This window comes from Bradyrhizobium sp. SZCCHNR1098 (assembly GCF_032489375.1).
GTDB lineage: Bacteria > Pseudomonadota > Alphaproteobacteria > Rhizobiales > Xanthobacteraceae > Bradyrhizobium.
The window spans coordinates 114140-138728 of sequence record NZ_JAUEXY010000012.1 but is presented as its reverse complement, the minus strand read 5'-3'; the positions used below and the strand labels follow the sequence as shown (position 1 = coordinate 138728).

The following is a 24589-nucleotide window of genomic DNA, read 5'->3' as shown; positions in this document are numbered from 1 at the left end:
CGAGGCAACGCTGGACGCGGCAGCCTCGTCAGCGGATCCGAACATTCGGATCAAGGACAAGGTCCCGCGTCGGCGGGACCTTGCGCTTGGGCGGCGGTCTCAGTCGTTGTCCCAGGATCCGTCGGAATAGCCGTCCCGGTAGCCGGACACATAGCCGTCGCCATAGTTGCCGTATTCCGCGTCGTACTCATAGACGCGGTGACGACGATAGACGACCCGCGGCGGCGGATAATCCTCGTAGCTGTAGACATAGGTGGGCGCGGAACGGGCGGTTGCCGCAGACCCGATCAGGGCTCCGATCGCCAGACCTCCGACGACGCCGGCCGCCACCGCCGCTCCGCGGTTGCCACCGGCATTGGCCGGCGTCGCGATCGTGCCTGCCATGGTCGAGGCCACGATCATAAGCGCGCAAATTCGTTTCATTGGGTTCTCCTTGCGATCAGCTCAGCCGTCGCTGCGGGAGACTCGCGGCCGCGGCTTACCGGATCATTACAGACGCAAGACGATGCGACCAACATGTGAGCGCGAGTGTCACCACGAGGTCCATCATGGCAGGCCGTTCGGACGTGTGGGGCTGGGACACAAACCGAACGGCCCGCTCACTGGACTCCGACGACGTTCGAAGCCATGCGGCGCCAGATCATGATGGAAGGTGCCGCAGGTGGGACGGAGCCGACCTGATCAGGCCGGGCTTTCGGGTCTGCGGCGGCGCTCCAATGTCCTTCCGATCGAACACCACATCGAGAGACGGCGAGCCATGGCTCATCGTGACACGCTGTCGATGGCGAAACCGATGTGATACCGCTCGTAAGGACGCATTGAAGCTAGCGTCACGGCCTTACCGCAGCATTACAGTGGACGCAGATGACGCGGGCATCTCACCAGTGGACGGCCGGGAAGAATTCAACGCGATCGTGCTGATTGCCCTCCGTGCTGACACACTGCGCGCGATCGAGCAGCCGGTTTCGAATAGATCGAAGACAACGCTCTCGGCAGGCGCGCTCGATGCACTTCACAGACGAACCGCTCCGACAGCGCAACGGCGACGCAGTTGCCTGCGGGCGATTTCGAAGGCGCCAAGCGGCGGGGTTGCGGTGGTCATGGTAGCACCGGCTGGGGCGGTTGCAGCTGACAATCACAAGCTCTCCGCCATGTCAGTACCGACGGCTTCCCTTACACTGCGCGACCCGGCATCATGCCGGCCATGAACGACGCAGCACAGCGTGCCCGCCGCGGCATCGGCCATTCGACCAACCTCGTGGGGCGTCCTTCCGAGTGGCTGGCGAGCGCTGCCTTCAACGAGGCGGCGGTGCCGCTGCACATCTGGGGCGTCACCGAGATGAACCCCAGCCTGTTCACGATGCTCGATCAGGCCGAACATCTCGCCGAAGCCGGCGAAGCCTTCACCACCTACATGATGGCAATGTTCGGGCTCGATCCCGAGCAACGCGCCGCGACGTCCGGCGGCCAGCGGCGTTTCCGCTCGTCCTTCCTGCGGCTGATCCAGGGCTGGGGCTTCGACAGCAACGGCCCGGAAGGCGCCGTGCTCAAGGGCTGGGTCGAGAGCCGGTTCGGCCTCGGCCCATCGTTCCACAAGGAGGCTATCGAAGCCGTGGCAAGCCGGGCCTGGACGACCTATGTCGAGGAGAAGATGTCGAGCCGCTTCCACAACAATGCGATCTGGGTGCAGCTCGATCTGCTGTTCGAATTCTGCCAATGGGCCATGCGCCGCTTCACCTTTCCCGACCAGACGCATCTGACGCTGCATCGCGGCGTCAATTCGTTCGACGAGCATTGGATCGTGGAGCGAACGACGCGGCGCGAGGCGGTGGTCCGGCTCAACAATCTCGTCTCGTTCTCCTCCGACCGCGACACCGCCGGCTGCTTCGGCGACATGATCCTCACCGCGCACGTCCCCGTCAGCAAGATCGTGTTCTTCAACGGCCTGCTGTCATCACATGCGCTGAAGGGCGAAGGCGAATACCTCGTGATCGGCGGCGACTACCGCGTGAGCGTCGACTATGTGTGAGCGGATCGCAGCATGACCGCACTCGATGTCGAGGAACGCGCGCTCGCGGCCTATCTCGGCTTTGCCATCGGCGACGCGCTCGGCGCCACCGTCGAGTTCATGACCCGAGACGAGATCGCCGCGCAATATGGCGTGCATCGCGACATCATCGGCGGCGGCTGGCTGAAGCTGAAGCCGGGCGAGGTCACCGACGACACCGAGATGTCGCTGGCGCTGGGACGCTCGCTGATCCGCAATGGCGGCTTCGACGCACGCGACGTCTGCGAGGAGTTCGCGGCATGGCTTCGGACCGGGCCGGCCGATGTCGGCAACACCTGCCGCCGCGGCATCCGCCGTTACGTCATGCGCGGCACGGTCGAAGGTGTCTACGCCGAAGGCGACGCTGGCAATGGCGCGGCGATGCGCGTACTGCCCGTGGCGCTCGCGACGCTCGAGGCACCGGACAACGCCGAGACGTGGACGCTGGCGCAGGCGCGCGCCACGCACCATCATCCGCTGTCGGACGACGCCTGCGTTGCGCTGGTGCGCATGACTCATGCCTTGCTGCAGGGTGAGGGCCAGGACGCCGTCCGCCGCGAAGCCGAAGCTCTGATCGGCAAGCACCGCGCCTTCAGCTTCGTCCCCTACCCCGGACAGAGCTCGGCCTTCATCGTCGACACCATGCAGACCGTGCTGCACCACTATCTCGCCATCGACTCGTTCACAGAATGCCTGGTGCAGACCGTCAACCAGGGCGGCGACGCCGACACGACGGGCGCTCTCGCGGGCATGCTGGCCGGCGCCACCTATGGGCTGGCGGCGATTCCTGCGCGCTGGCGCGACAGGCTCGACCGCGACGTGGCTGCAGCCATTCACGCGCAGGTGCCGCGGCTGCTGGAAATCGCGCGCGTGCTTCGGGTCTGATGTCTGGGACTAATGGCATCCAGACTTCGCAGAGTGTGCCGGTCGTGGCGGATCGGCTCCGACCGATCGTCATCTCAGCCACAACTCTCAACCATTCTGCGCCAACACCTCGCGCAGCGCGTCCGTCAGCCGCGCGAGCTCCGTCTCCGAGCCGATGGTGATACGCAGATAGTCCGCGATCCGCGGGGCGGTGAAATGGCGGACGAGCACGGCGCGCTGACGCAAGGCCGTGGCCAGCGCCTGGCCGGAATGATCAGGATGACGGACGAAGACGAAATTGGCGCTGGACGGCAGGACCTCGAAGCCGAGACGGGCCAGCGCGGCGGTGAGGTCGGCACGGTTCTTCATGATGACCGAGCGCGCCTGCTGGAAATGGGCGTCGTCCTCGATCGAGGCGATCGCGCCGGCCTGGGCGGGCCGACCGAGCGGGTAGGAGTTGAAGCTGTCCTTGACCCGCGTCAGGCCTTCGATCAGGCCGGCGGTGCCGATCGCGTAGCCGACGCGCAGCCCGGCCAGCGCGCGCGATTTCGACATCGTCTGCACCACCAGCAGGTTGGGATGCTCGGAGATCAAAGGGATCGCAGTCTCGGCGCCGAAATCGACATAGGCCTCGTCGATGACGACGGCCACATCGCTGTGGGCAGCAGCCAACCGTGCGATCTCGGCACGCGACAGCGCAATTCCGGTCGGCGCATTCGGATTGGCCACGATCACGGGGCCGGGGCGGTCGACATAATCGTCGATACGCACGCGCATCTCGGCATCGAGCGGAACGGTCGCGTAATCGATTCCGAGCAGCCGGCAGTAGACCGGATAGAAGCTGTAGGTCACGTCGGGGAACAGCAGCGGCGCAGGTTGCTTCAAGAGCGCCGCAAAGGTATGCGCGAGCACCTCGTCCGAGCCGTTGCCGACGAACACCTGCTCGGGTGAGACCTTGTGATAGGCCGCGAGCACCTCGCGCAGCCGCGTTGCCTGGGGATCTGGATAGAGCCGTAAGGTGTCGGCAGCGGCGGCCCGTATTGCCTCGATCGCCTTCGGCGACGGCCCGAACGGGCTCTCATTGGTGTTGAGCTTGACCAGGCCCGGGATCTGCGGCTGCTCGCCAGGCACATAGGGCGACAGCCCATGAACGAGCTCTGACCAGAAGCGACTCAAGATTGTTCTCCTGCGCACCCGAGATCCGCCAATCGACGCATCGACCGGAAGTGATGGACGTGCGAATTGAACGTGCTGTGGTTCATCGGCGAATGGCGCGCCCGGAACGATTCGAACGTCCGACCCTCAGATTCGTAGTTCAAAAACATTGCTTCGCCACGCTATCCGACTGTACGCCACAGCGCAACGATAGACGCAAAAGTCCTTAATTTCGAGCCTTTTATCGCACATCCTCCTACAAGGTCAGGGTCGAACCGTCGAACTCCCCGATTTTCCAAAACCGTTTGAAAAACCGTTTTTGTTTCGGAGCGCTCCGATGGTCGATGTCCGCCTCCTGCTGACCGACAAAGAAATCGCTCGCCTGCCGACCCCGAGGAAGGGCTGGTATCTGGCGCGCGACACCGAACTGAAGGGCTTCTTCGTCGTCGTCGGAAAGCGGAAACGAACCTTTACCGTCCAAGGCGACCCGAGCGACTGCCAAAGAATATCTTGCTCAGATAGGCCGGGGTCAGCATCCCAAGGCCGGGTCGAAACCGAGTCGCGTCGCGGCCAGCGGGGATAGCCCGACCGCGCATCAATCCGGCGGCATCACGCTCAGGCAAGCGTGGGAGCGATATCGCGACGCCCACATGACTAGGAAAGGCCGTAGCGAGCGCACAATCGAGAGCTATCGGGATCACGTGGAACGAATCTTCATCAAATGGCTCGATACGCCATTGGAAGATTTGGGCCACCACCCTGCAAAGGTGGTCGAGAGACATGACGAGATCACCAAGGAGAACGGGCCATATATTGCGAATGGAAGCATGCGCACTCTCCGGGCCATCTATTCCCACGCCCGCAAAGCCAACAAGACCTTGCCGCCCGATAATCCCGTCGGGGCTATCGACTGGAATGGAGAGAAGCGACGCGACACCGGAATGGGGCCCGGTGATCTGAGGGCCTGGTTTTCCGAATTGTCGGCTTTGGACAATCCGATCCGCCGTGAATTCCATCTCTTCACGCTGCTTTCGGGATGTCGGCCCACCGCGTTGCAGGAAACCACTCCGGGCAATATCGATTTCAAGAGACGGATCCTGCACATTCCGAAGCCCAAGGGCGGCGCGAAGCGGGCCTTCGACATTCCTCTATCTCGCGAAATGATTCGCGGCCTCATCTGCGTGATTCGCTTTGGACATCAGATGCATCCGTCCCACGCCCGCCGATGGATATTCCCGGCCGACAGCGTGTCGGGGCACATCGTCGAGCAGAAGGAAGATCGGGCCACTCTGTCGAAATGGGGCAACGATCTGCGACAAAGCTTCCGCACCATCGCAGCCGCAGCCGGCGTGTCGGAGCTCGATGCAAAGCTGCTGATGAACCACGCAATTCCCGGCGTGAACGCTGGCTACATCACCCGCCCTGAGCTGCTGGAGGATCACCTTCGGCGCCAACAACAAGCGATCAGCAGTACGGTATTTGCGGCATTGAATGCGAATAGCCCAAGTATCCGTCGGTGGCTAAAATCCACCAACTCGCAACTTCTCAACCCAAGTGCCAATGTTATCGCTGACGACATTCGCGGGCAACAAGGGCTGAAGTCAGCGATCGCGGAAGAGCATGAGCGCGCTCCGTGGGAGGGAGGTGCTTAGTGTCGGCTCCTAGACGCGCAAAACGCGTGTAGCGATCCGCTGACGGCACAAGCTCCCCTGTGGCGGAGAGAGTATCAGTCAATCTCCATTGAAAGAGAACGCATTTTCGTTCTTCCCCGACCCAAACCCATCGATTGAGCTACGGCCGGAGAATAGGGTTTCGCCCCCGACAACGACCTGTTCCGCCAATAATCCGTCATCGCCGAAAGTCCATCAAGCGAGTCGATCAATGGCCGGCCTGCAATACGCACCCTCCAATGCGTTGATGCCTGGGACAAAGTCCTCGGCAAATGAGGTCTCGAACATCAATATAGCTATACAAGACACCTTCATTGGTATAATTGATCGAACAGCTAGCACTTTTACGTGCAGTATTGATGCACAAAATATCAGTACTGGCATCTCGACGATGATCACCGCAGCACAGCTCCGCGCGGCCAGGGCGCTTCTTGACATCGACCAGCGCCAGCTTGCCGAACTGTCTGGCCTTTCGGTCCCCACGATCCAGCGTATGGAAGCGAGCGAAGGCGTCGTGCGCGGCAACGTCGATTCCTTGATGAAATTGATCGAGGCGCTGAACCAGAGCGGCATCGAACTGATCGGCGACGGAGCAGCCAGTCAGACGGGAGGCCGCGGAGTCCGGCTCAAGGAGCCCGCACTCTCCGACTCGCGCCACGTGAAGGGTATGGCGAAAAGGGCATAGGATCCAATTCAGATGAGTGTCGTTGCATTCCTCATGCTCTGCGCAGCGGCGATGTTGGGGGTTGCGCTGTTGGCGGTAGCCATCTCGCACAAGTATGCGGCGACTCGCATCATCTACGGCGCCATGCTGGCGCTGTGCAGCGCGGCGACGGTTTTTTCGCTTCTCGCGCTTGCCGGCCATGCCGGCGCTCCGACTGACCTCGTTCTGCCGCTCGGCGTGCCCTGGATCGGCGCACACTTCGCGATCGATGCGCTCTCGGCCTTTTTTCTCGTTGTCGTGAATATCGGCGGCGCCGTGGCAAGTCTCTACGCGCTCGGCTACGGCGCGCACGCGGAGGAGCCGCATCGCGTGCTGCCGTTCTTTCCGGCCTTCCTCGCCGGAATGAATCTGGTCCTGCTGGCGGCTGATGCCTTCAGCTATCTGTTGTCCTGGGAGTTCATGTCACTGGCCTCCTGGGCGCTCGTAATCGCGCATCATCGCGATCCCGAGAACAGGCGCGCCGGCTACGTGTATCTGATCATGGCGAGCCTCGGCACGCTCGCGCTCCTGCTCGCCCTCGGCCTGCTCGCCGGGCCGGGCGGCAGTTACGACTTCGAGACGATCAGACATGGCGTGCGAACGCCGCTGACGGCTGCGATGGTCCTCGTGCTGGTCCTGATCGGTGCAGGATCCAAGGCCGGGCTGGTGCCGCTGCATGCCTGGCTGCCGCTTGCGCATCCGGCGGCGCCAAGTCACGTTTCGGCTCTGATGAGCGGCGTGATGACGAAGGTCGCGATCTACGCCTTCATCCGCATCGTGTTCGACCTTGCCGGCGACCTGCCCTGGTGGTCGGGCGCGCTGCTGCTCGCGATCGGCAGCCTGAGCGCAGTCCTCGGCGTGTTGCAGGCCCTGATGCAGGACGACGCCAAGCGGCTGCTCGCCTATTCGACCATTGAAAATATCGGCATCGTCTTCATCGGGCTCGGCCTCGCGCTGTCGTTCCGAGCCGACGGCATGAATGCGGCGGCCGCGCTGGCCATAACGGCGGCCTTGTTGCACGTGCTCAACCATTCCCTCTTCAAGAGCCTGCTGTTCTTCGGCGCCGGCGCGGTGCTGACCGCAACCGGCGAGCGCGACATGGATCGTCTCGGCGGATTGATCCACCGCATGCCGGTGACGAGCTTCCTGTTCCTGGTCGGCTGCATGGCGATCTCGGCGCTGCCGCCACTGAACGGTTTCGTGTCGGAATGGCTAACCTTCCAGGCCGTGCTTCAGAGTCCCGACCTGGCGCGATGGTTGCTGAAGGTCATGGTCCCGGCGGCAGGCGGCCTGCTCGCGCTCGCAGCAGCGCTGGCGGGCGCGACCTTCGTCAAGGCCTTCGGTATCACCTTCCTCGGCCGTCCACGCAGCACGGAAGCGGGACAAGCAACGGAGGTGGACCGCTTCTCGCTCTCGGCCATGGCGACACTTGCCTTGCTCTGCCTGATCACCGGCATCGTTCCGGGCTTCATCATCGATGCCATCGCCCCGATCACGCACCAGCTTGCCGGCACGGCGCTGACGCCGCAGGGGAGCCGGCCCTGGCTCACGATCGTGCCGGAGGCCGAAACCGGCAGCTCCTATAACGGCTTGCTCGTCTTTCTCTTCATCACCACGTCCGCGCTGCTGGCGGTGTGGGCCATCCACCGCTTCGCCTCGCACGCGATCCGCCGCGGCCCGGCATGGGATTGCGGCTTTCCCGATCCCAGTCCGCTGACGCAATATTCCGGCTCGAGCTTTGCCCAGCCTATCCGCCGCGTGTTCCTAGCGCGGACTCCTGTCACAAGTGAAGAGGTCACCATGCCCGCGCCCGGCGACACACGCGCCGCCCGCTTCACGCTGACGATCGCCGATCCGGTGTGGGACTGGCTCTACGAGCCGGTTGCCGGCGCCGTCGAACGCGCCGCGCTCCAGCTCAACAAACTGCAATTCCTCACCATCCGCCGCTACCTCAGCCTTGTCTTCCTCTCCCTCGTGCTGCTCTTGCTGGTGCTGGCGATATGGAGCTGATCTCCGCCCTTCTCGTTCAGGTCTCGCAGATGATGCTGGTGCTGCTGGCGGCGCCGCTGCTGACCGGCTTCATCCGCAAGGTGAAGGCGCGCCTCCAGCGCCGCCGCGGCCCGCCGATCGTGCAGCCCTATCGCGATATCCTACGGCTCCTGAAGAAGGAGGTCGTGGTCGCGGACAATGCCTCGTGGATATTCCGCGTCGCGCCCTATCTGATCTTCGCGGCGACCTGGGTCGCCGCCGCGCTGGTGCCGACCTTCGCCAAGGGTTTGCTGTTCAGCTGGTCCGCGGACCTCATCGCCATCATCGCGCTGCTCGCCAGCGCGCGGTTTTTCCTCGCGCTCGCCGGCATGGATATCGGCACCGCCTTCGGCGGCATCGGGGCGAGCCGGGAAATGATGATCGCCTCGCTCGCCGAGCCGGCCATGCTGCTGGTCGTCTTCACCATGGCGCTGGTTGCGCACTCGACGCAGCTCTCGGCCGTGGCCGATCTGCTCGCCTTGGGCGTCGGCCTGCGTGTCTCGCTGGGCCTTGCGATGGTCGGGCTGATCATCGTCGCCATCGCCGAAAACGGCCGCGTTCCGGTCGACAACCCGGCGACCCATCTCGAACTCACCATGGTGCATGAAGCCATGGTGCTGGAATATTCAGGTCGCCACCTCGCCATGATCGAACTCGCGGCCGCGGTCAAGCTGCTGCTCTACATCTCGCTGATCGGCTGCATCTTCGTGCCGTGGACGCTGGCTGCGCCCAGCGCGAGCACCGCAAGCCATCTGACCGGATTCACCGGCTATCTCGCCAAGCTCACTGTGTTCGGCTTTCTGCTCGGCGTGTTCGAGACCGCCATTGCGAAGATGAGGGTGTTCCGCCTACCGGATTTCGTCGGCGCTGCCTTGATGCTTGGCCTGCTCGGCACGCTGCTGTTGTTCGTATCGAGGAGCCTCTAGCAATGGCGCACGGACTGACATTCGACGTCGCGCACCTGTTGGCGGGCAGCCTGTTGCTGGTCAGCTTCCTGATGATCACACAGCACCGGCTCTATGCCCTGCTCAACGCCTTTGCGCTCCAGGCCGTGCTGCTCGCGATGTCGGTCGCCTGGCAGGCCCACGTCCAGAGCGCGCCGCATCTCTATGTCACCGCCATGATCGCGCTGGTCTTCAAGGCCATGGTCGTGCCGGTCGGGCTGCATCGCATCATCCAGCGGCTCGGCATCCATCGCGAGATCGAAACCGTGATCGGTTCCGGAACGACCATGCTGACCGGCATGGGACTGGTCGCGCTCTCGATGACGGTCATGCTGAAGGTCACCCCCGCCGCCGATCCGCTCGCGCGCGAGGACCTCGCCTTCGCGCTGTCGGTCGTACTGCTCGGTCTGTTGATGATGGTGAGCCGGCGTAACGCCGTGAGCCAGGTGGTCGGCTTCATGTCGCTTGAAAACGGGCTGGTGCTCGCGGGCACCGGCGCGCGCGGCATGCCGCTGGTGGTCGAGATCAGCGTCGCCTTCTCGATCCTGATCGCCTTCTTCGTGATCGGCGTCTTCCTGTTCCGGATCCGCGAGCGCTTCGATACCGTCGATGTCCAGGCGCTGGATCGCTTTCGCGGAGAGCGCCGATGATGTTGTCCACCAACGAGGGCGTCGTCCTCGTCACCGTCATTCCGGTCGTCTCGGCCGCTGTGCTGGCCCTGCTTCCCGGCTATCGGCTGTCCGCGCGCCTCAACGTGCTGGCGTCGGGGTTGACCTTCGCGGCCTCGCTCTCGATGTTCTTCGCCGATCACATCCAGCCCGGCTCTTACCTGTTCGTCGATGAACTCAACATCGCGTTCATCGTGCTCAATACCTTCGTCGGCTTCACCACCAGCGTGTTTTCGGCAAGCTATATCGGCCACGAGCTGGCGACCGGGCGGCTGACGCCTGCATACTTGCGTTTCTACCACGCCATGTTCCAGGTCATGATGGGCGGGATGAATCTCGCGCTGACCGCCAACAATATCGGCTTGATGTGGGTCGGCATCGAACTGGCGACGCTGACGACCGTGCTGATGGTCGGCATCTACCGCACCCATGAAGCGCTCGAAGCCGCCTGGAAATATTTCATTCTCGGCAGCGTCGGCATCGGGCTCGCGCTGTTCGGTACCATCCTGGTCTACATGGCTGCGCTCCCCGTGGTGGGCGAAGGCATCAACGGCATGGTCTGGACGGTGCTGGTCGCGCATGCCTCACAGTTCGATCCGGCGCTGATCAACGTCGCCTTCATATTCCTGCTGCTCGGCTACGGCACCAAGGTGGGGTTGGCGCCGCTGCACGCCTGGCTGCCGGATGCGCATGCGGAAGGGCCGACGCCGATCTCCGCGGTGTTGTCCGGCCTCCTGCTCAACGTCGCACTCTACGCAGTGCTTCGTTTCAAGATCGTGCTGGCAGCCAATCCGAGCGCGGTGGCTCCTGGACCCCTGATGGTGACACTCGGTCTGGTGTCGCTGGTGTTCGCCGCCTTCATGCTCTACCGGCGGCGCGACATCAAACGCCTGTTCGCCTATTCCTCGATCGAGCACATGGGGATCATCACCTTTGCCTTCGGGATGGGCGGCCCGGTCGCCAATTTTGCGGGGCTGCTGCACATGGTGATGCACAGCCTTACCAAGTCGGGAATCTTCTTTGCCGTTGGCCATATCGCGCAGATCAAGGACACGCAGAAGATCGCCGATATCCGCGGCCTGACCGCGACCCATCCGGCGCTCGGCTGGAGCCTCGTGATCGGTGTCGTGGCCATCGCCGGATTGCCGCCGTTCGGCGTCTTCATGAGCGAATTCCTGGTCGTGACCTCGACCTTCGCGCGCGAGCCGCTGCTTGCCATCCCGCTCGTGTTCGGCATCCTGCTCGCGCTCGGCGCGCTGTTCTATCATCTCAACGGTATCGCCTTTGGCGTGCCGACCGGGAGCACTGCACCATCGGATGCCTCCTACATGCCGATGATCGTGCATTTCGGTCTCGTGCTGATCGCCGGAATCTTCCTCCCGCCCACGCTGGTCACGTGGTTCCGGCACGTCGCCGATATTCTGGGGTGATCGCAATGGGCCTCGACGAACTCCTGCGCCAAGGCGAGCTTGCATCGAGCCCCTGTCCCTGGCCGCGCGCCGTCGTCGGCGTCGCGACCTGGAACGAGGCGATCGCAGGACTTGCCGGCGCCGACTGGGAACTGCTCGGCCTTTGGGGCGAGGCGGATCGCGTTCACATGGCGCTGCTCGATGCGCCGAAGACTGTGGCCGGCATCGTCACGCTCGATTGCCCGACCCGCCACTATCCGTCGGTCGGTCTGCACCACCCACCGGCACTTCGGCTGGAACGGACCATCCGCGATCTCCGCGGCCTGGAGCCGCAGGGCCTGCCGGACCCGCGCGCCTGGCTCGACCACGGCAATTGGGGCCTGCGGCATCCGCTCGCTGCGAAGCCCGAGCCGACGCCGATCGACAAGACCTATGCGTTCCTTCCCGTCGAAGGCGACGGCCTGCATCAGATTCCGGTCGGCCCGGTCCATGCCGGCATCATCGAGCCCGGCCACTTCCGCTTCACAGCCAACGGCGAGACCGTTGTGCGGTTAGAGCCTCGGCTCGGCTATGTGCACAAGGGTATCGAAGGCCTGATTGCGGGCGCGAACCTTGCGAAGGCGGGCAAGCTCGCAGCTCGCGCCTCCGGTGACAGCACGGTCGCCTACGGACTGGCCTTCGCGCGCGCGGTGGAGGCCGCGTTGGGGGTGGAAGTTCCGCTGCGTGCGCACCATCTGCGCGCGCTGATGGCGGAGCTGGAACGTCTCGCCAATCATCTCGGCGATTTCGGCGCAATCTGCAACGATGCTTCCTTCGCCCTGATGCTGGCCCATTGCGGCGTGTTGCGCGAGAAGGTGCTGCGCGGCGCGGGCAATGTTTTCGGGCACCGCCTGATGCGCGACTTGATCCTGCCCGGCGGCGTTGCGACCGATATCAACCAGGATGGCATCCAGGCGATCCGATCGCTGGTGAGCGATATCCAGACACGCTTCCCGGCCCTGGTCGAACTCTACGACAACACGGCCTCGCTCCAGGATCGCACCGTCACCACGGGCACGGTGAAGGCCGATCTCGCGCGTCAATACGCGCCCGGCGGCTTCATCGGCCGCGCATCGGGCCGCGCCTTCGACGCGCGCAAGCATCTTGCCTACGCGCCCTATGACAAGCTCGCCTTCGAGATTCCTGTGCTTGAGGCCGGCGACGTCAACGCGCGGGTGTGGATTCGCGTTCGCGAGATCGAGCAGAGTCTAGGGCTCGTCACCCAATTGCTGGAGCGGATGCCGCAGGGCGAGTTGCGGATCGATCTGCCCATGGCCGGCGAGGTTCGCGAGGGCATGGCGCTGGTGGAGGGTTTTCGCGGCGACATCCTGGTCTGGCTCAGGCTCAATGCCGACAACAGCATTGCGCACTGCCATCTGCGTGACCCTTCCTGGTTCCAATGGCCGCTGCTGGAGGCCGCGATCCAAGACAACATCGTTGCCGATTTCCCGCTCTGCAACAAATCGTTCAACTGCTCCTACTCGGGCCACGACCTCTAGGGACGTCCATCCAGATGAGAAAGCTGCTGTTCCAGAGTCTCGTGCAGATGCCGTTGACGGAGCCGGCGCCGTCGGCCGACGACCGGGCACTTGCAGAAGTGGGCGCTGCGCTGGAGCGGGCGGCCCGCCGGCGCCTTGGCCGGTCGCTGTCGATCCGCGAGGTCGACGCCGGCTCCTGCAACGGCTGCGAGCTGGAAATTCATGCGCTCAACAACGCCTATTACGATCTCGAACGCTTCGGCCTCCGCTTCGTCGCCTCACCGCGCCACGCGGACGTGCTGCTGGTGACTGGGCCGGTGACGAAGAACATGCGCATGGCGCTGGAGCGGACCTACAACGCAACGCCAAATCCGAAGTGGGTCGTGGCCGTGGGCGACTGCGCCCGCGACGGCGGGTGCTTCGCCGGCAGCTATGCCGTGGTGGGGGGCGTGGGAGAGGTCGTGCCGGTCGATCTGCATGTCCCGGGGTGCCCGCCCGCTCCGCTCGAAATTCTCCGCGGGCTACTGGCTCTTCTCGAACGCGTGGCTTCGGCCACGCCATAGCCATCTCGACGGCTTCGATGGTTTATAGGACCTCAGAGGCACTGGCGGAGAGAGTGGAATTCGAACTCCCGTTAATTCTCCGATCAGGATGCAATCCTTTGCCAGGAGCGGCACCGTCCACAAGCATGCATGTCGCACACCAAAACCGTTTGAAAAACCGTTTCAGTTTTCAAATCTCAAACGGTGATTTTAGCTAAGTCATTGATCTAAATGGCGCGCCCGGAACGATTCGAACGTCCGACCCTCAGATTCGTAGTTTCAGGGTCTAACTACTCAGGAGTTCGATGGACTACGATTTATTGATATTTTTCAAATCTATGAGCGACATGTGGTCGCACACTCACGACCTATTTCCTGGTTGCTAGGTTGCTACTTGGTAGCTATTACGGCCTACACCATGGCCACCAAACGTATCACCAAGCGCGTCGTCGATTCCCTCACACCGGGCGAGATCGTCTGGGATAGCGAGCTGTCCGGTTTCTCTGTTCGATGCCAACGGAGGGATAAGGTCTATGGCCTGAAGACGCGCGTGAACGGCCGCCAGCGATGGTTCACGATCGGCAAGCATGGCGCTCCATGGACCCCGGACACGGCGAGGCGTCATGCCGTTGGCATGCTGGGTGAGATTGCTCGTGGCGGGGATCCGTCGAACGGAAGGTCGAAGACGAAAGACCTCACAGTCGATGAGCTGGCAAAGCTGTTCCTGGCCGAACACGTCGAAAGGAAGCGCAAAGCCAGTACGGCTAATCTCTACCGTGACATCCTGAACCGGCTCGTTCTCCCGAAGCTGGGAAGGCGGATCGCGAAAGACATCAAGAACGCTGACATTGCCGGCCTTCATCACGAATTGCACGGGACCCCGTACCAAGCAAATCGGACGGTCGCGGTTATCTCCAAGATGTTCTCATTTGCTGAAGCGCGGGAGCTGCTTCCCAAGGACGGCAACCCGTGCCGCCACATCGAGAAGTATCGCGAGAATCCTCGCGAACGGTTTCTCACCAGCGAAGAGATTAACCGCCTGGCTGACGCCATTCAGGAAGCCGAGCAGAGCGGCCGGAGCCTGCCATCCACCATTGCAGCTATCCGGCTCCTACTATTCACGGGTGCCCGCCGCGGGGAGATTCTCACACTGAAATGGGAATTTGTAGATTTCGAGCGTTCGATGTTGTTCTTGCCTGACAGCAAGACCGGCAAGAAACCCATTCACTTGAACGCCTTGGCCATCGCGGTCCTTCGCGAACTGCCCAGGGTGGTGGGAAATCCCTACGTCCTTCCTGGTCGAAAGGAAGGAGAGTCGGTCAAGGAACTAAAGACCAGCTGGCAAAGCATCAGGCAAAAATCTGGATTGGATGGGGTTCGGCTGCACGATATGCGCCACACCTTTGCCAGCATCGCCGCCGGCGCAGGTGCATCGTTGTACATAATCGGCAAGCTGCTGGGTCACAAGAATCCGGCCACGACCCAGCGGTATGCTCATCTTGCAAACGATCCGCTCAGATCCGTGGGCCAGCAGATCGCCGATAGCCTGGGGGCCGCTCTAACCAAGGCGCCTGAGGCGCGTTGAGCCACTCCCAAAGCGATCAGGCTGCCATAAGCGCCGTCGAGACGCCTCACCCGCAAACCCACGCGGGGAAGTTCCAGCCGGATACTCAAAAGGAATTCTCCATGCCAGATTTCACCATCATAGATGGCGACGGCCCAAGTCACCAAGATCGAATTGCTTCCGAGGAAGAGCTCGTCGACCTCTTACGCATGATGGCAGCAACAACGCTCCGAACCATTCGGGGAGCAGGAAGGCCGCACGAATTGCTTCCCCTGTGCAATGAACTTTTGCAGGCAGCGAGCAGGTTCAAGGACGCCGTTGGGCATTGGCCGCCGGCGAACATGATAGCCAAAGCCTTGAAGATGAACGACGCGGTCGAAGGCCTCTACGAGCGGGAACGTGCCGGAGAGATTACGGAGCGGGATATCGATCATCGGCATCAGGACGGGACCATTGATCGCCACCAAGCGGAAACGGCTATCAAGAAGGGGGCCCTTCAAATCATCGCCTCGCAGCTCCTGGACCAACCACTTCAAGAGAAGGCCGGCGAGACCGAGCTGAGGAAGGGCATCAGGGACGCGATGACTGCACAGGATAAGCGCCAGAAGTATCTGAAGGTAAGGGAGTGAAGATGCCTTCCGATCTACCCGATCGCATTTCGCTACTGCAGGCGGCCCTTTGGCTCGTCAAAGGCAGGAAGCCAGTGAGCGAGGAGCATTTCCAACTTGCCAAAGTCAATTTGACCGATGCCGAAACCCTTCCAGACGGCCCACTTGGAGAGCTGGTCGTAGCGCTCCACGAGAATAGGTTGCAAGCATACGCGGGCTTAGGAGCACGGACGGACGCCAATCGTCCCGTTGAACGACTGCCTCAGCGCAGATCGGAGGACATTCCCGTTAGGCGACGGGATTGGATGTTTGAAAGAGTGGTCTGGAATGAATCCGCGCTCTTATTCGCCCCTCGTCTCCTCCAGGTTCCTCCGGAGTTTGACCCACTGGCTCACCCGCAGATGAGCTACGTGCTGAGAACCGTCGGGCCAGCGGCCTACTGGTTTCCGATCATGCTCCATACTGATGACCTTGCCGCCACGTTCCCGCGATTGCACGAACGCCCCGAGGAAGAGCAGTCCGCTCCGAAGCGTGGGCGCCCCAGAGAAATCAACTGGGACCAGTTCTACGTCGACCTTATCGTACACGCAGACTTGGACGGGTTGCCGTCCAGTCAAGCCGAATGCGAACAGTGGGCAGCCAACTGGTTCATGGAGCGCTTGAACAAGAGCCCAGCCGTTTCGACCATCCGCGAGAAGATCGCCCCCATCTACAATCACCGTCGAAGAACAGGAAAAAAGGCCGGAAAATGATTTCCGGCCTTACCGGCCGACAGACGTCATCGCCACTGGCAAAAGCCTCGCAGAAATCCACTGCAGGAGGCACGAATGACAGCAGACCTACTTCCCCAACAGCAACTGGCACAGATCCTGGCCATCTCGGAACGCACGCTCGAACGGTGGCGCGTGGAGGGCTGCGGCCCAGCCTACCTCAAGGCCGGCAGGCGGGTCCTGTACCGCCGCAGCGACGTGGACCAGTGGCTCGACAGCAACGCACGCACTTCCACGTCGGCCAAGGTGCCCTACAATGTCTGAGCGGCGTCACGTTGGAAGCCAATGGGCACTGTTGGATGCGCATGCCGTGGCTCGCGCTCTCGGGGGCGAGGTAATAGGCCGCGACCGGGTGCAAGCGCCAGGACCCGGCCATTCCGCGAAAGATCGGTCTCTCAGCGTCAGACTCGAGCCGAACGCGCCAGACGGCTTCTTGATCCATTCATTCGCGGGTGATGATCCGATAGCCTGCAAGGACCATGTCCGGCAAGCCCTCGGCTTACCGGCATTCAGCCCGGCTAGGCACCGCCCCCGCCGGTCACAGGCCAACTCGGTGCGAGATCATGTTGGAGGTCCGCGGCACGCGCCCACTGAGAACCGCTCAGCAAAGCAGCTGTCGAAAGCCCGGCACATCTGGAACCAAGCCGTCTCAATCGCGGGCACACCGGCCGAGACGTACCTGCGGGTTGCTCGTCACTACGCGGGCGACCTCCCGTCGACACTGCGTTACCTGAGGCCGAGGGATCAATACCCCGGAGCCATGGTCGCCGCGTTCGGAATGGCTCGCGAGGACGAACCGGGGGTGCTTTCCATCGCCCCGCAGGAAATCGCCGGGATACACCTGACGCGCATCCGCGCTGATGGCACCGGGAAAGCTGGCACGGAGAGCGACAAGATCATGATTGGCAGCAGTGCTGGCTCGCCAATTGTGCTCGCCCCGCCGAACGATCTGTTGGGAATAGCGGTCACCGAGGGGATCGAGGATGCGTTGTCGGTGCACGAAGTCACCGGGTTGGGGGCCTGGGCTGCCGGCGCCGCAAATCGGTTGCCCGCGCTCACTGGCGCCGTCCCAGAGCACATCGAATGCCTCACGATCGTCGCCGATCCGGACGAGGTCGGACGGAAGCAGGCAAGACAGTTAGAGAACCAGCTTAAGCAACGCGGCTTCGAGGTGATCGTGGCCAATCTCGAAGGTCGGACAACGAAGTGAAACACATGGATGCAAACGCTATGAAGATGAACGCAGGGGGAGAGGCTCTACGTGATGCTTTCGACGAAGCTGTGACGACCAACTCGAACCAGTATCAAGGTGCCGAGGACTTCGAGCCCTTCGATGTCCCGCCCTACGATGAAGTTCCGCCGTACGACGCCCACGACGAGGATGCGTATGACGACGAAGCCGATGAGGAAAAGCACCCGAAAAGGCGGAAGAAGTCGGGACCGGACTTAAGGCCCTTCAGCGCGCCTGACCTGCTCGCAAAGGATTTCCCAGAACCGAAGTTCATCGTGCCCGGCTACATCGGCGAGGGCCTCACGATCCTGGCCGGGCGACCCAAGATCGGAAAGTCGTGGCTCGCACTCAACATCGCGGTGGCTGTGGCCGCGGGCGGGATCGTCCTCGGATCTCTGCAAGTGGAAGCCGGAAGCGTCCTGTATCTGGCCTTGGAAGACACGCAGCGCCGGTTACAGAGCCGGCTGAAGCAGGTCTTGGGCGAAGACGAGTTGCCCGACGACCTCTATTTTGCGACGGACTGTCCCCGGCTTGACGAGGGCGCTTACGAGCAACTGGACCAGTGGGTTGATAGCCAGGAGAATCCACGTCTCATCATCATCGACGTCTTCAACAAGGTCCGGCCGGCGGCCATCGGTCGGGAATCGCCTTACGAAGCCGACTACCGCGCGCTCGGCCCTCTCAAGGCTTACGCCGACTCTCGCAACGTCGCGGTGCTGATATTGCATCACACCCGAAAGATGAGCGCGCAAGACCCGTTTGACACCATCTCCGGAACGACCGGTTTCACCGGGGCCGCCGATGCTGCCTTGGTCCTCGCCTCGGACGATGACGGAGTATCTTTGTATGCTCGGGGCCGCGATGTTGAGGAGGTCGGCACCGCCCTGGAGTTCGACCGGAAGACCGGCCGTTGGAACGCTCTGGGAGATCGAGACGATTTCCGGAGGTCAGAACCTCGAAAAGCAATCATCGGAATGTTGGAGAATTGGCCGCATCAAGCCATGACGATCCGCGAGATTGCTGACCGGACGGGGATGGATAGGAACAACGTAAAGCAGCTGCTGCACAACATGAAGCATGCTGGCGAACTCGTCACGCCGCGGAGGGGGCAGTACGCACTACCAAACTACTTGGATCATCCGGATCACGATAACAACGATAACCGTGATAACTTTCAGACAGACTAGCAACAGCGATTATTCGCGTTGCTACTCGCGAGACAGACTGAGACTGCAAGCCGGCCGGGGGGCGAATCTGTCCCTCGTCCGCTTGTGCGTGACGCCCGAAGTTGCCTCCGGGCAGGCTGGTTTTTCCTGGCTCATTCTCGAAACATAGTTCTGCTGGATGCAGACGCCATTCTGCTCTACTAATACGAGCGGGGGGGGGGGCAAGGCATGTCTATTTCGTTTTCCGACGCTGTTCAGACGCTTCTGTCGGGCAATGAACTTTCCTGGGGAAAGTTCGGCGATTTCAAAGCGGGAAAAATTCAACTTGCTTCTCCGGGCGCGCGGCGACTCCTGCAATTCTTGGTGTCTTGCGACCAGACTAAGGTCGCAAATGCGAATGAGGATCTGTTCGACGGGCTGATTGCTGCTTGGAACAACACATCCCTCGATCCCGCCACCAACGCCAAACTGGCGCACGCGAAAGCAGAGACCGGAACATGGCGACTGGTTCGTCTTGAATCCGCAGGGTTCGGTGGCCTCAATCTCGTAGATGGCCCCAATTTCGTTCTGGCCCTCAATGGAGAGAATTGGTGCCTCGAAGGGCAGAATGGCTCAGGCAAGACATCCATCGCCAGCGCTATCATTTGGACACTTACCGGATGCCGGTGCCGCGATCAGGATGGCATCATCGTGGATGACGGACGGCGTATTCCGGTTTTCAACGACTCAGGGGTCCAGATCGGCGATTGGCCGCCGACCGTCTCCTACCCCGCCAGTCCCCAGAAACTGAGTGGTACAGCCGAAGCTTGGGTTCGTCTCACATTTCAAAACCAGAACGGCGATACAGCAGAAGCTTTTAGACGATTGATCGCTCCCGCGAGGGCCGAACCGAAGTTTGCATCGAAAGTCGATCCTGCGCTGCTTTCAGCACCGCAACTCATCGAAACCGGTTTACTTATGCCCGCACGACTGGCGCGCATCGGCTTCGGAGAACGAAGCCAATCGATTTACGAGGCAGTCAAGTTGCTGACCGGTCTTGATCAGCTTGCCGATATCGGCGAAGGGGCGGCCAACTTTGCGCACAAGGCGAAGCGTTTCCTAAAATACGGAATAGACAATGGTAGTTCGGCCCTTGAAGCGAGGATCGACCTGTCGTTAAAGCGCGCGGCCGAAGAGGCCGCGAAGGCTGCCTTTGATTTCAGGATCGCTGCCAAACGTGAAGACAACGAGTACTCAAACGAGCTTCGGGAACTCGCCAGTAGCGCATCGGCGCGGGCCGGCGCTCATCTGAGCATTCTGGCATCGGAAGTCGCCAGCGACCTGGATACAAGTAAGCCGGCAGACCGCCTAACAATCAGGAATGCGGTGAGCGCAGCGCGAGGCATTCTCCAGCGGGGCGTTAAGGGTATCGCCGCGTTCGACGCCTGGGCCGCACTCAAAGCAGCGCATACGGACGCGGGATTCCGCCGCTTGCCAGCTACACTTGCAGAAGTAAAGGCAAGGCTTGAGGAAGCTATAACATGGGACAAACGCCAGGCCGAAGACAGGAAGCTCAGGCTTAAGGCTTTGGCTTCCCAGTTCTTCGTTGCGTCTGGGCACCCTCACGAAGATGCGGACTGCCCCTTGTGTGAGAACAAATTGTCGGGGACCAAACGAAACGCTCTCGCAGCCGAACTAGCAGAACTTAAGAAGGCTTCAGTAACGGCTGAACGAAAGCTCACAGATGTGTGCGCGGAGCTTGAGAAAGAAATTCGGGATGTCATTCCGCAAGCGCTTAACATGCACTTCGCGATGCTTACTCAAATGCAGCCCCGCGTCACCTTCGAGGCTGCCGCCGCGGCGATCTTCGCTCAGGAAGCCTCCTTCTCCACGGTCCTGACCGGAATGGCCAGCTTTGCAACCGAGACAGCCAGGGCGCTCGCAGCGAACCTACCCGTCTTTGACTACAAAAAACGTGAATCGTCAGCTGACGAGCCTACCGCCGCGATGAGCCTTCGTTCATACGTCAAGAACGTGGAACGCATGGCCGCGCTAGTTGAATGGTGGGCTGGCAATCGACAGCACTTCATAGACTCTTGGAATATGCTGAAGGGTGTGCCCGGTGCGGAAAAGACATTTCCCGCCAACAGCCTGGAGGGCAAGTTGGCATCATTGGAGGCTGCCCTTGACAAGGCGACCCCTCTCGATGACCTCGCGAAGGCCCTGGGAGACGCAGCCAAGGAAGCAGAAAAATGGCTCACCATCCACAAACAACAGCTCGTCCGCGAAGCAATCGCGGATGCGCTGGAACCTCTAAAGGATCTCCGAACACTGGTAGCGACTGAGACTGCTAGTTCTATTTCCGCGCTTTCCGGCCGAATCAAATCCATCCTCGACCGCATTCACTTCAAGGAACGGCTCTCGTTCGAGGACGCAGCGCTGAACAAAAAGTCCGTTCAAGTGTCCGGCAGCTTCGACTACGGCATTCGAATTGAAGCATCGACAGTTGCAAACAGTTCTTGGCTGCGAGCTATCCTCTGGGCGTTTGTCCTCGCGTTGCGGGAACAGACAATAGAAGCCCTAGGTGCGAATCCGCTACCGCTTGTAGTACTGGATGATCCGCAGGTTACATTCGACCCGCGCAATAAGAGAAAATGGGCAGAAGAAATCGCGCGCCTAGCGAACGCAGATCCAGCAACGCCCAATGCCATGCAACTTTTGGTTATTACCCATGAGCGCCAGTTCTTCCAATTCCTTGTGAACCTTGAGGGGCTAACGGGGCAGCAAGGCATCGTCGTTCGTTTGAACGCTGTATCCAAAGTCGCGACAGTGGTGAATGGAAGCTCGCTCGCGCACAGCTACGCCGAAGCTAAACACAGAGCTGACGATAGGCTAGGCTATGATTACATACGGGATATTCGCACCTATTGCGAGGATTTGCTAAAAATCATGCTTCGCGCCGAAGGGCCTTCCGTCTGCGACATGACCCTAGGTGACCTCGCCAAGCTGCTAAAAGAACTGCGTGATGGAAGCATCTCGCCCTTCAACCGCCCCTCTTTCGAAAAGCTCCTCAAGACGATTTCGGGCGGCGGAGGGAAGCCAATGAAGATCATCAATGAATCACATCACAAATTCGACGGCACCATCGGACTCGCTGAAGCAACAGATGTGAAAGCCTTCTGGGAGAGCGCACTTCAGAGCCAAATTCACACGTGCTTTAAGGTCTACGCAGAGTACGAGGCGTATTCAGGAGAGCCACGCCTCTTTCCGTGGATGGACAATGTCATCCAGCTGCCGGCGGGAAATGCCGCTGAGGTAAGAAAGCTCAGCCTAGCGCATACTGGCTTTGCCGCCGCTGCCAAGTCCGACGGACGCGCAGGTGACGGGCTGATAACTATCAAGGAGCTAACTCAGTCAGCGAAAATCACCCTTCACAACCATGACGTCTATCAGCTCACAGCAGGAACATTGGATCCTGTGGCAACGATCGGCGATGTGATTATCGTGAGCAACTACGCGAAAGTTCACCCCCGAAGCCTCATCGTCACTGCGTTTGGAGACCAATTACTGGCTCGTCGCTACAACGAATCCGACGTTCACCCTCATATCGCTGTGCTAACCGGACAAGCCGTTGACCCGTATGCGTTGGCCCAACCCGTTATCGCTCCAAAGGAAAAGTTGGCCCACCGAAAGATCGTCGGAACTCTCTTTGCCTCCTCTCGGCTTCCGGCGCCTCCAAAGGAAGAAAACTCAGAATTTGCCACATTGAGTGATTTTGCGGTTGTGAGGCGGCTCATGCAAGACGCGAGGCTCTTCAAGGTGGAGGGACGAAGTGCAGAGCCCATTGCGCTTGAAGGTCAGTTCATCATGACGCAGCCCGTTACGCTGAGCGCCATGTCTCTGGGAGAGCTAGATGGACGCCTCGTCATTGCGGTCGATGCCAACGGCGCTCGTTATTTTAAACGATTCAGGAGGCGCGGGCCCATCATCGTGCTTGAAAGTCTAAATCCAGACGGCATCGCACCGGCTGAAATCCTGACCCTTGACGGCGAACTGGGCATTCCGCGCCTCACAGGTCTGCTGGAAGTGGTCGGCATCCTGTTCGAACTCCCCAACTGATTATCAAAGACATACCAAATCATTCACCTCGATGGTCGCCCTAGGTAGGACTAGCAATGACAAAGATCGTGCGGGGGATTGGAGCCAATCCATCCGAGAAGAACCTTGCGAGGCTTGCCGACCGCGTATTCCTAAGCTTGTGGTCGTATCCCAATCTTTTCAAGAGTCCCGGACAAGAACTCTGCGATCTACTGGCTATTTGCGGCGACGACGTTTTGATTTTCAGCGTCAAGGAAAGCTTGTGGGCAACGAATAAGGATTTCAAAGTTGCTTGGTCGCGATGGTATCGACATGCAATCAAGGCGTCAGTCTCGCAAATCGGCGGAGCAGACCGCTGGCTGAGAGAGCACTGCGATCGTGTTTTCCTTAATGCCGCATGCACTGAGCCGCTGCCGCTGAACTTACCCCCTATTGAACGTAGGCGCGTGCACGGCATTGCATTGGCTCTTGGCGCAACTGACGCCTGCGCCGAGTTCTACAACGAGAAGCCGGGTTACTTTCCAATTGCGCCGGACGTGCACGGTGATGATCACATGAATGACAACCCCAACCAATTGCCGTTCGGTGTCGGGGACGTGCGTCCCGGCAAATCATTCGTGCACGTATTCAACGAGCCCGCGCTGGACCTGCTTGGCCGTGAACTAGATACGGTGACTGATTTCACGGACTACCTGACCCGACGTGAGCGCATAATCCGCTCTGGCAACCTGCTCGATGTTAGCGGAGAGCACGACCTCTTGGCCTGCTACCTTTGCACAGGCGGACCAAACGACCCGCATGACTTTCCAGCCCCTGCTGGCAATCAGAAGATCTCGATCGCCGCAGGTACTTTTAGCAGCCTTGCGGAGCAGCCACACTATGTCGCTAAGCGCAAGGCCGACGAGGTTTCATATAAATGGGATTGGCTGATCGGCCATTTTGCAAAAGATATCCTCGAGGGGATCGCGGTCGGTGCGGATGGCGGCAACGCCGGTATCCAAGAGGCAGAAGAGGCGCTTCGGAGCATGGCGCTTGAACCGCGCCTAAGTCGTCGGCTATTGGGCCAATCGTTCAGCCAAATGTTTCGCGAAGCAGAAATTCGTGGAGTTGACAGATTTGCGCGTGTTATGCTTCCGCAAAGGCGGAGCGCTGACCGTAGCGTTGGTTATATTGTCCTCATACTCGCCTGTCGCGAGGCGCAGTTCGGCGGGGATTATGACCTGTACCGCAGATACAGGAAAGCGATGCTGGAAGGCTATTGCCTTGACGTACTAGACAAATTTCCCAATCTGAAACGTGCGTTTGCTATCGGTTTCGATGCTTCCCCGAAAGTTACTGGGCGCAAGGGAGGCTCGGAAGATATTGTAGCGCTAGAAATTGCGGAGTGGACGCCCGCACTCAAGTCGCGCTTGGCTGAGGCCCGCGAAATTTGGGAGTTGATGCGTCCGGAAAATGTGATCCGAAGTGCCCTAAGTGACGATGAGTTTCCTCGGGTGAAAAAATCGCGTGGACTCAAAGCTCATCATCTACGGATGATGGAATGCGCGCTAAGGCGAAGCGCCCGTCGTCTCGCCCGACGGGAGCGACGTCGCAAGCGACAGTCGCCTATCCCGTGACTGCGTTGAA

Annotated in this window: 20 protein-coding genes and 1 pseudogene; 18 read left to right on the top strand and 3 right to left on the bottom strand. The window is 60.8% G+C overall.

Annotated elements, in window-relative coordinates; all coding sequences use genetic code 11:
* Positions 1 to 99 precede the first annotated feature (99 nt).
* The gene (locus tag QX135_RS24305; RefSeq protein ID WP_315773662.1) at positions 100 to 423 is read right to left on the bottom strand and encodes a hypothetical protein; all 324 of its coding nucleotides are present in this window, start codon (positions 421 to 423) and stop codon (positions 100 to 102) included.
* Positions 424 to 1204: 781 nt separating this feature from the next.
* On the opposite strand from QX135_RS24305, the gene QX135_RS24300 reads away from it, so the two are divergent.
* Positions 1205 to 2029 carry an NAD(+)--dinitrogen-reductase ADP-D-ribosyltransferase gene (locus tag QX135_RS24300; protein ID WP_315797153.1) on the top strand — a complete coding sequence of 275 codons (825 nt, stop codon included), beginning with the start codon at positions 1205 to 1207 and terminating at the stop codon, positions 2027 to 2029.
* A gap of 12 nt (positions 2030 to 2041) precedes the next feature.
* Positions 2042 to 2932 (top strand): ADP-ribosyl-[dinitrogen reductase] hydrolase, encoded by an 891-nt coding sequence (gene draG, locus QX135_RS24295; RefSeq protein WP_315773658.1) that lies wholly within the window; start codon positions 2042 to 2044, stop codon positions 2930 to 2932.
* Between the two features lie 87 nt (positions 2933 to 3019).
* Here the strand turns inward: draG and hisC are convergent, their stop codons facing one another.
* On the bottom strand, positions 3020 to 4087 hold the full coding sequence (hisC, locus tag QX135_RS24290) for a histidinol-phosphate transaminase (protein WP_316177434.1): 1068 nt from the start codon (positions 4085 to 4087) through the stop codon (positions 3020 to 3022).
* A 235-nt stretch (positions 4088 to 4322) separates the two neighbouring features.
* Positions 4323 to 4547 carry a hypothetical protein gene (locus QX135_RS24285; protein ID WP_316177886.1) on the bottom strand — a complete coding sequence of 75 codons (225 nt, stop codon included), beginning with the start codon at positions 4545 to 4547 and terminating at the stop codon, positions 4323 to 4325.
* On the opposite strand from QX135_RS24285, the pseudogene QX135_RS24280 reads away from it, so the two are divergent.
* From QX135_RS24280 to QX135_RS24205, 16 genes and pseudogenes are all read left to right on the top strand, one after another.
* Positions 4440 to 5718 (top strand): annotated as a pseudogene (locus QX135_RS24280) (tyrosine-type recombinase/integrase). The gene QX135_RS24285 and the pseudogene QX135_RS24280 sit on opposite strands and share 108 nt — an antisense overlap.
* Before the next feature lie 229 nt (positions 5719 to 5947).
* A complete protein-coding gene (locus QX135_RS24275) occupies positions 5948 to 6421 on the top strand; it encodes a helix-turn-helix transcriptional regulator (protein WP_316177436.1) in 474 nt (157 codons plus the stop codon).
* 12 nt (positions 6422 to 6433) lie between these two features.
* Positions 6434 to 8449, top strand: a complete 2016-nt coding sequence (gene hyfB / locus QX135_RS24270; RefSeq protein ID WP_315773652.1) for a hydrogenase 4 subunit B — start codon at positions 6434 to 6436, stop codon at positions 8447 to 8449.
* Positions 8440 to 9393, top strand: a complete 954-nt coding sequence (locus QX135_RS24265; RefSeq protein ID WP_316177438.1) for a respiratory chain complex I subunit 1 family protein — start codon at positions 8440 to 8442, stop codon at positions 9391 to 9393. The genes hyfB and QX135_RS24265 overlap by 10 nt, the downstream gene beginning before the upstream one ends.
* A 2-nt stretch (positions 9394 to 9395) precedes the next feature.
* Positions 9396 to 10061 carry a hydrogenase-4 component E gene (locus QX135_RS24260; RefSeq protein ID WP_316177440.1) on the top strand — a complete coding sequence of 222 codons (666 nt, stop codon included), beginning with the start codon at positions 9396 to 9398 and terminating at the stop codon, positions 10059 to 10061.
* The gene (locus tag QX135_RS24255) at positions 10061 to 11509 is read left to right on the top strand and encodes a hydrogenase 4 subunit F (RefSeq protein WP_316177865.1); all 1449 of its coding nucleotides are present in this window, start codon (positions 10061 to 10063) and stop codon (positions 11507 to 11509) included. The genes QX135_RS24260 and QX135_RS24255 overlap by 1 nt, the downstream gene beginning before the upstream one ends.
* Before the next feature lie 5 nt (positions 11510 to 11514).
* Complete coding sequence (locus tag QX135_RS24250; protein ID WP_316177442.1) at positions 11515 to 13026, top strand: NADH-quinone oxidoreductase subunit C; 1512 nt, start codon at positions 11515 to 11517, stop codon at positions 13024 to 13026.
* 14 nt (positions 13027 to 13040) lie between these two features.
* Positions 13041 to 13568, top strand: a complete 528-nt coding sequence (locus tag QX135_RS24245; RefSeq protein WP_315734919.1) for an NADH-quinone oxidoreductase subunit NuoB — start codon at positions 13041 to 13043, stop codon at positions 13566 to 13568.
* A 397-nt stretch (positions 13569 to 13965) separates the two neighbouring features.
* Entirely contained in the window at positions 13966 to 15132 is a 1167-nt protein-coding gene (locus QX135_RS24240; protein WP_316234335.1) for a tyrosine-type recombinase/integrase, read from the top strand.
* A gap of 101 nt (positions 15133 to 15233) precedes the next feature.
* On the top strand, positions 15234 to 15740 hold the full coding sequence (locus QX135_RS24235; RefSeq protein WP_316234334.1) for a hypothetical protein: 507 nt from the start codon (positions 15234 to 15236) through the stop codon (positions 15738 to 15740).
* Positions 15741 to 16120: 380 nt separating this feature from the next.
* Entirely contained in the window at positions 16121 to 16471 is a 351-nt protein-coding gene (locus QX135_RS24230) for a hypothetical protein (RefSeq protein ID WP_316234333.1), read from the top strand.
* 75 nt (positions 16472 to 16546) lie between these two features.
* On the top strand, positions 16547 to 16753 hold the full coding sequence (locus QX135_RS24225) for a helix-turn-helix domain-containing protein (protein WP_316234332.1): 207 nt from the start codon (positions 16547 to 16549) through the stop codon (positions 16751 to 16753).
* Positions 16754 to 17249: 496 nt separating this feature from the next.
* Complete coding sequence (locus QX135_RS24220; RefSeq protein ID WP_316234331.1) at positions 17250 to 17699, top strand: toprim domain-containing protein; 450 nt, start codon at positions 17250 to 17252, stop codon at positions 17697 to 17699.
* A 20-nt stretch (positions 17700 to 17719) separates the two neighbouring features.
* Positions 17720 to 18907 (top strand): AAA family ATPase, encoded by a 1188-nt coding sequence (locus tag QX135_RS24215; RefSeq protein WP_316234330.1) that lies wholly within the window; start codon positions 17720 to 17722, stop codon positions 18905 to 18907.
* Positions 18908 to 19114: 207 nt separating this feature from the next.
* Positions 19115 to 22984: an AAA family ATPase gene (locus QX135_RS24210; protein ID WP_316234329.1), complete on the top strand. Its 3870-nt coding sequence runs from the start codon at positions 19115 to 19117 to the stop codon at positions 22982 to 22984.
* A 56-nt stretch (positions 22985 to 23040) separates the two neighbouring features.
* On the top strand, positions 23041 to 24579 hold the full coding sequence (locus QX135_RS24205; RefSeq protein ID WP_316234328.1) for a hypothetical protein: 1539 nt from the start codon (positions 23041 to 23043) through the stop codon (positions 24577 to 24579).
* Positions 24580 to 24589 lie beyond the last annotated feature (10 nt).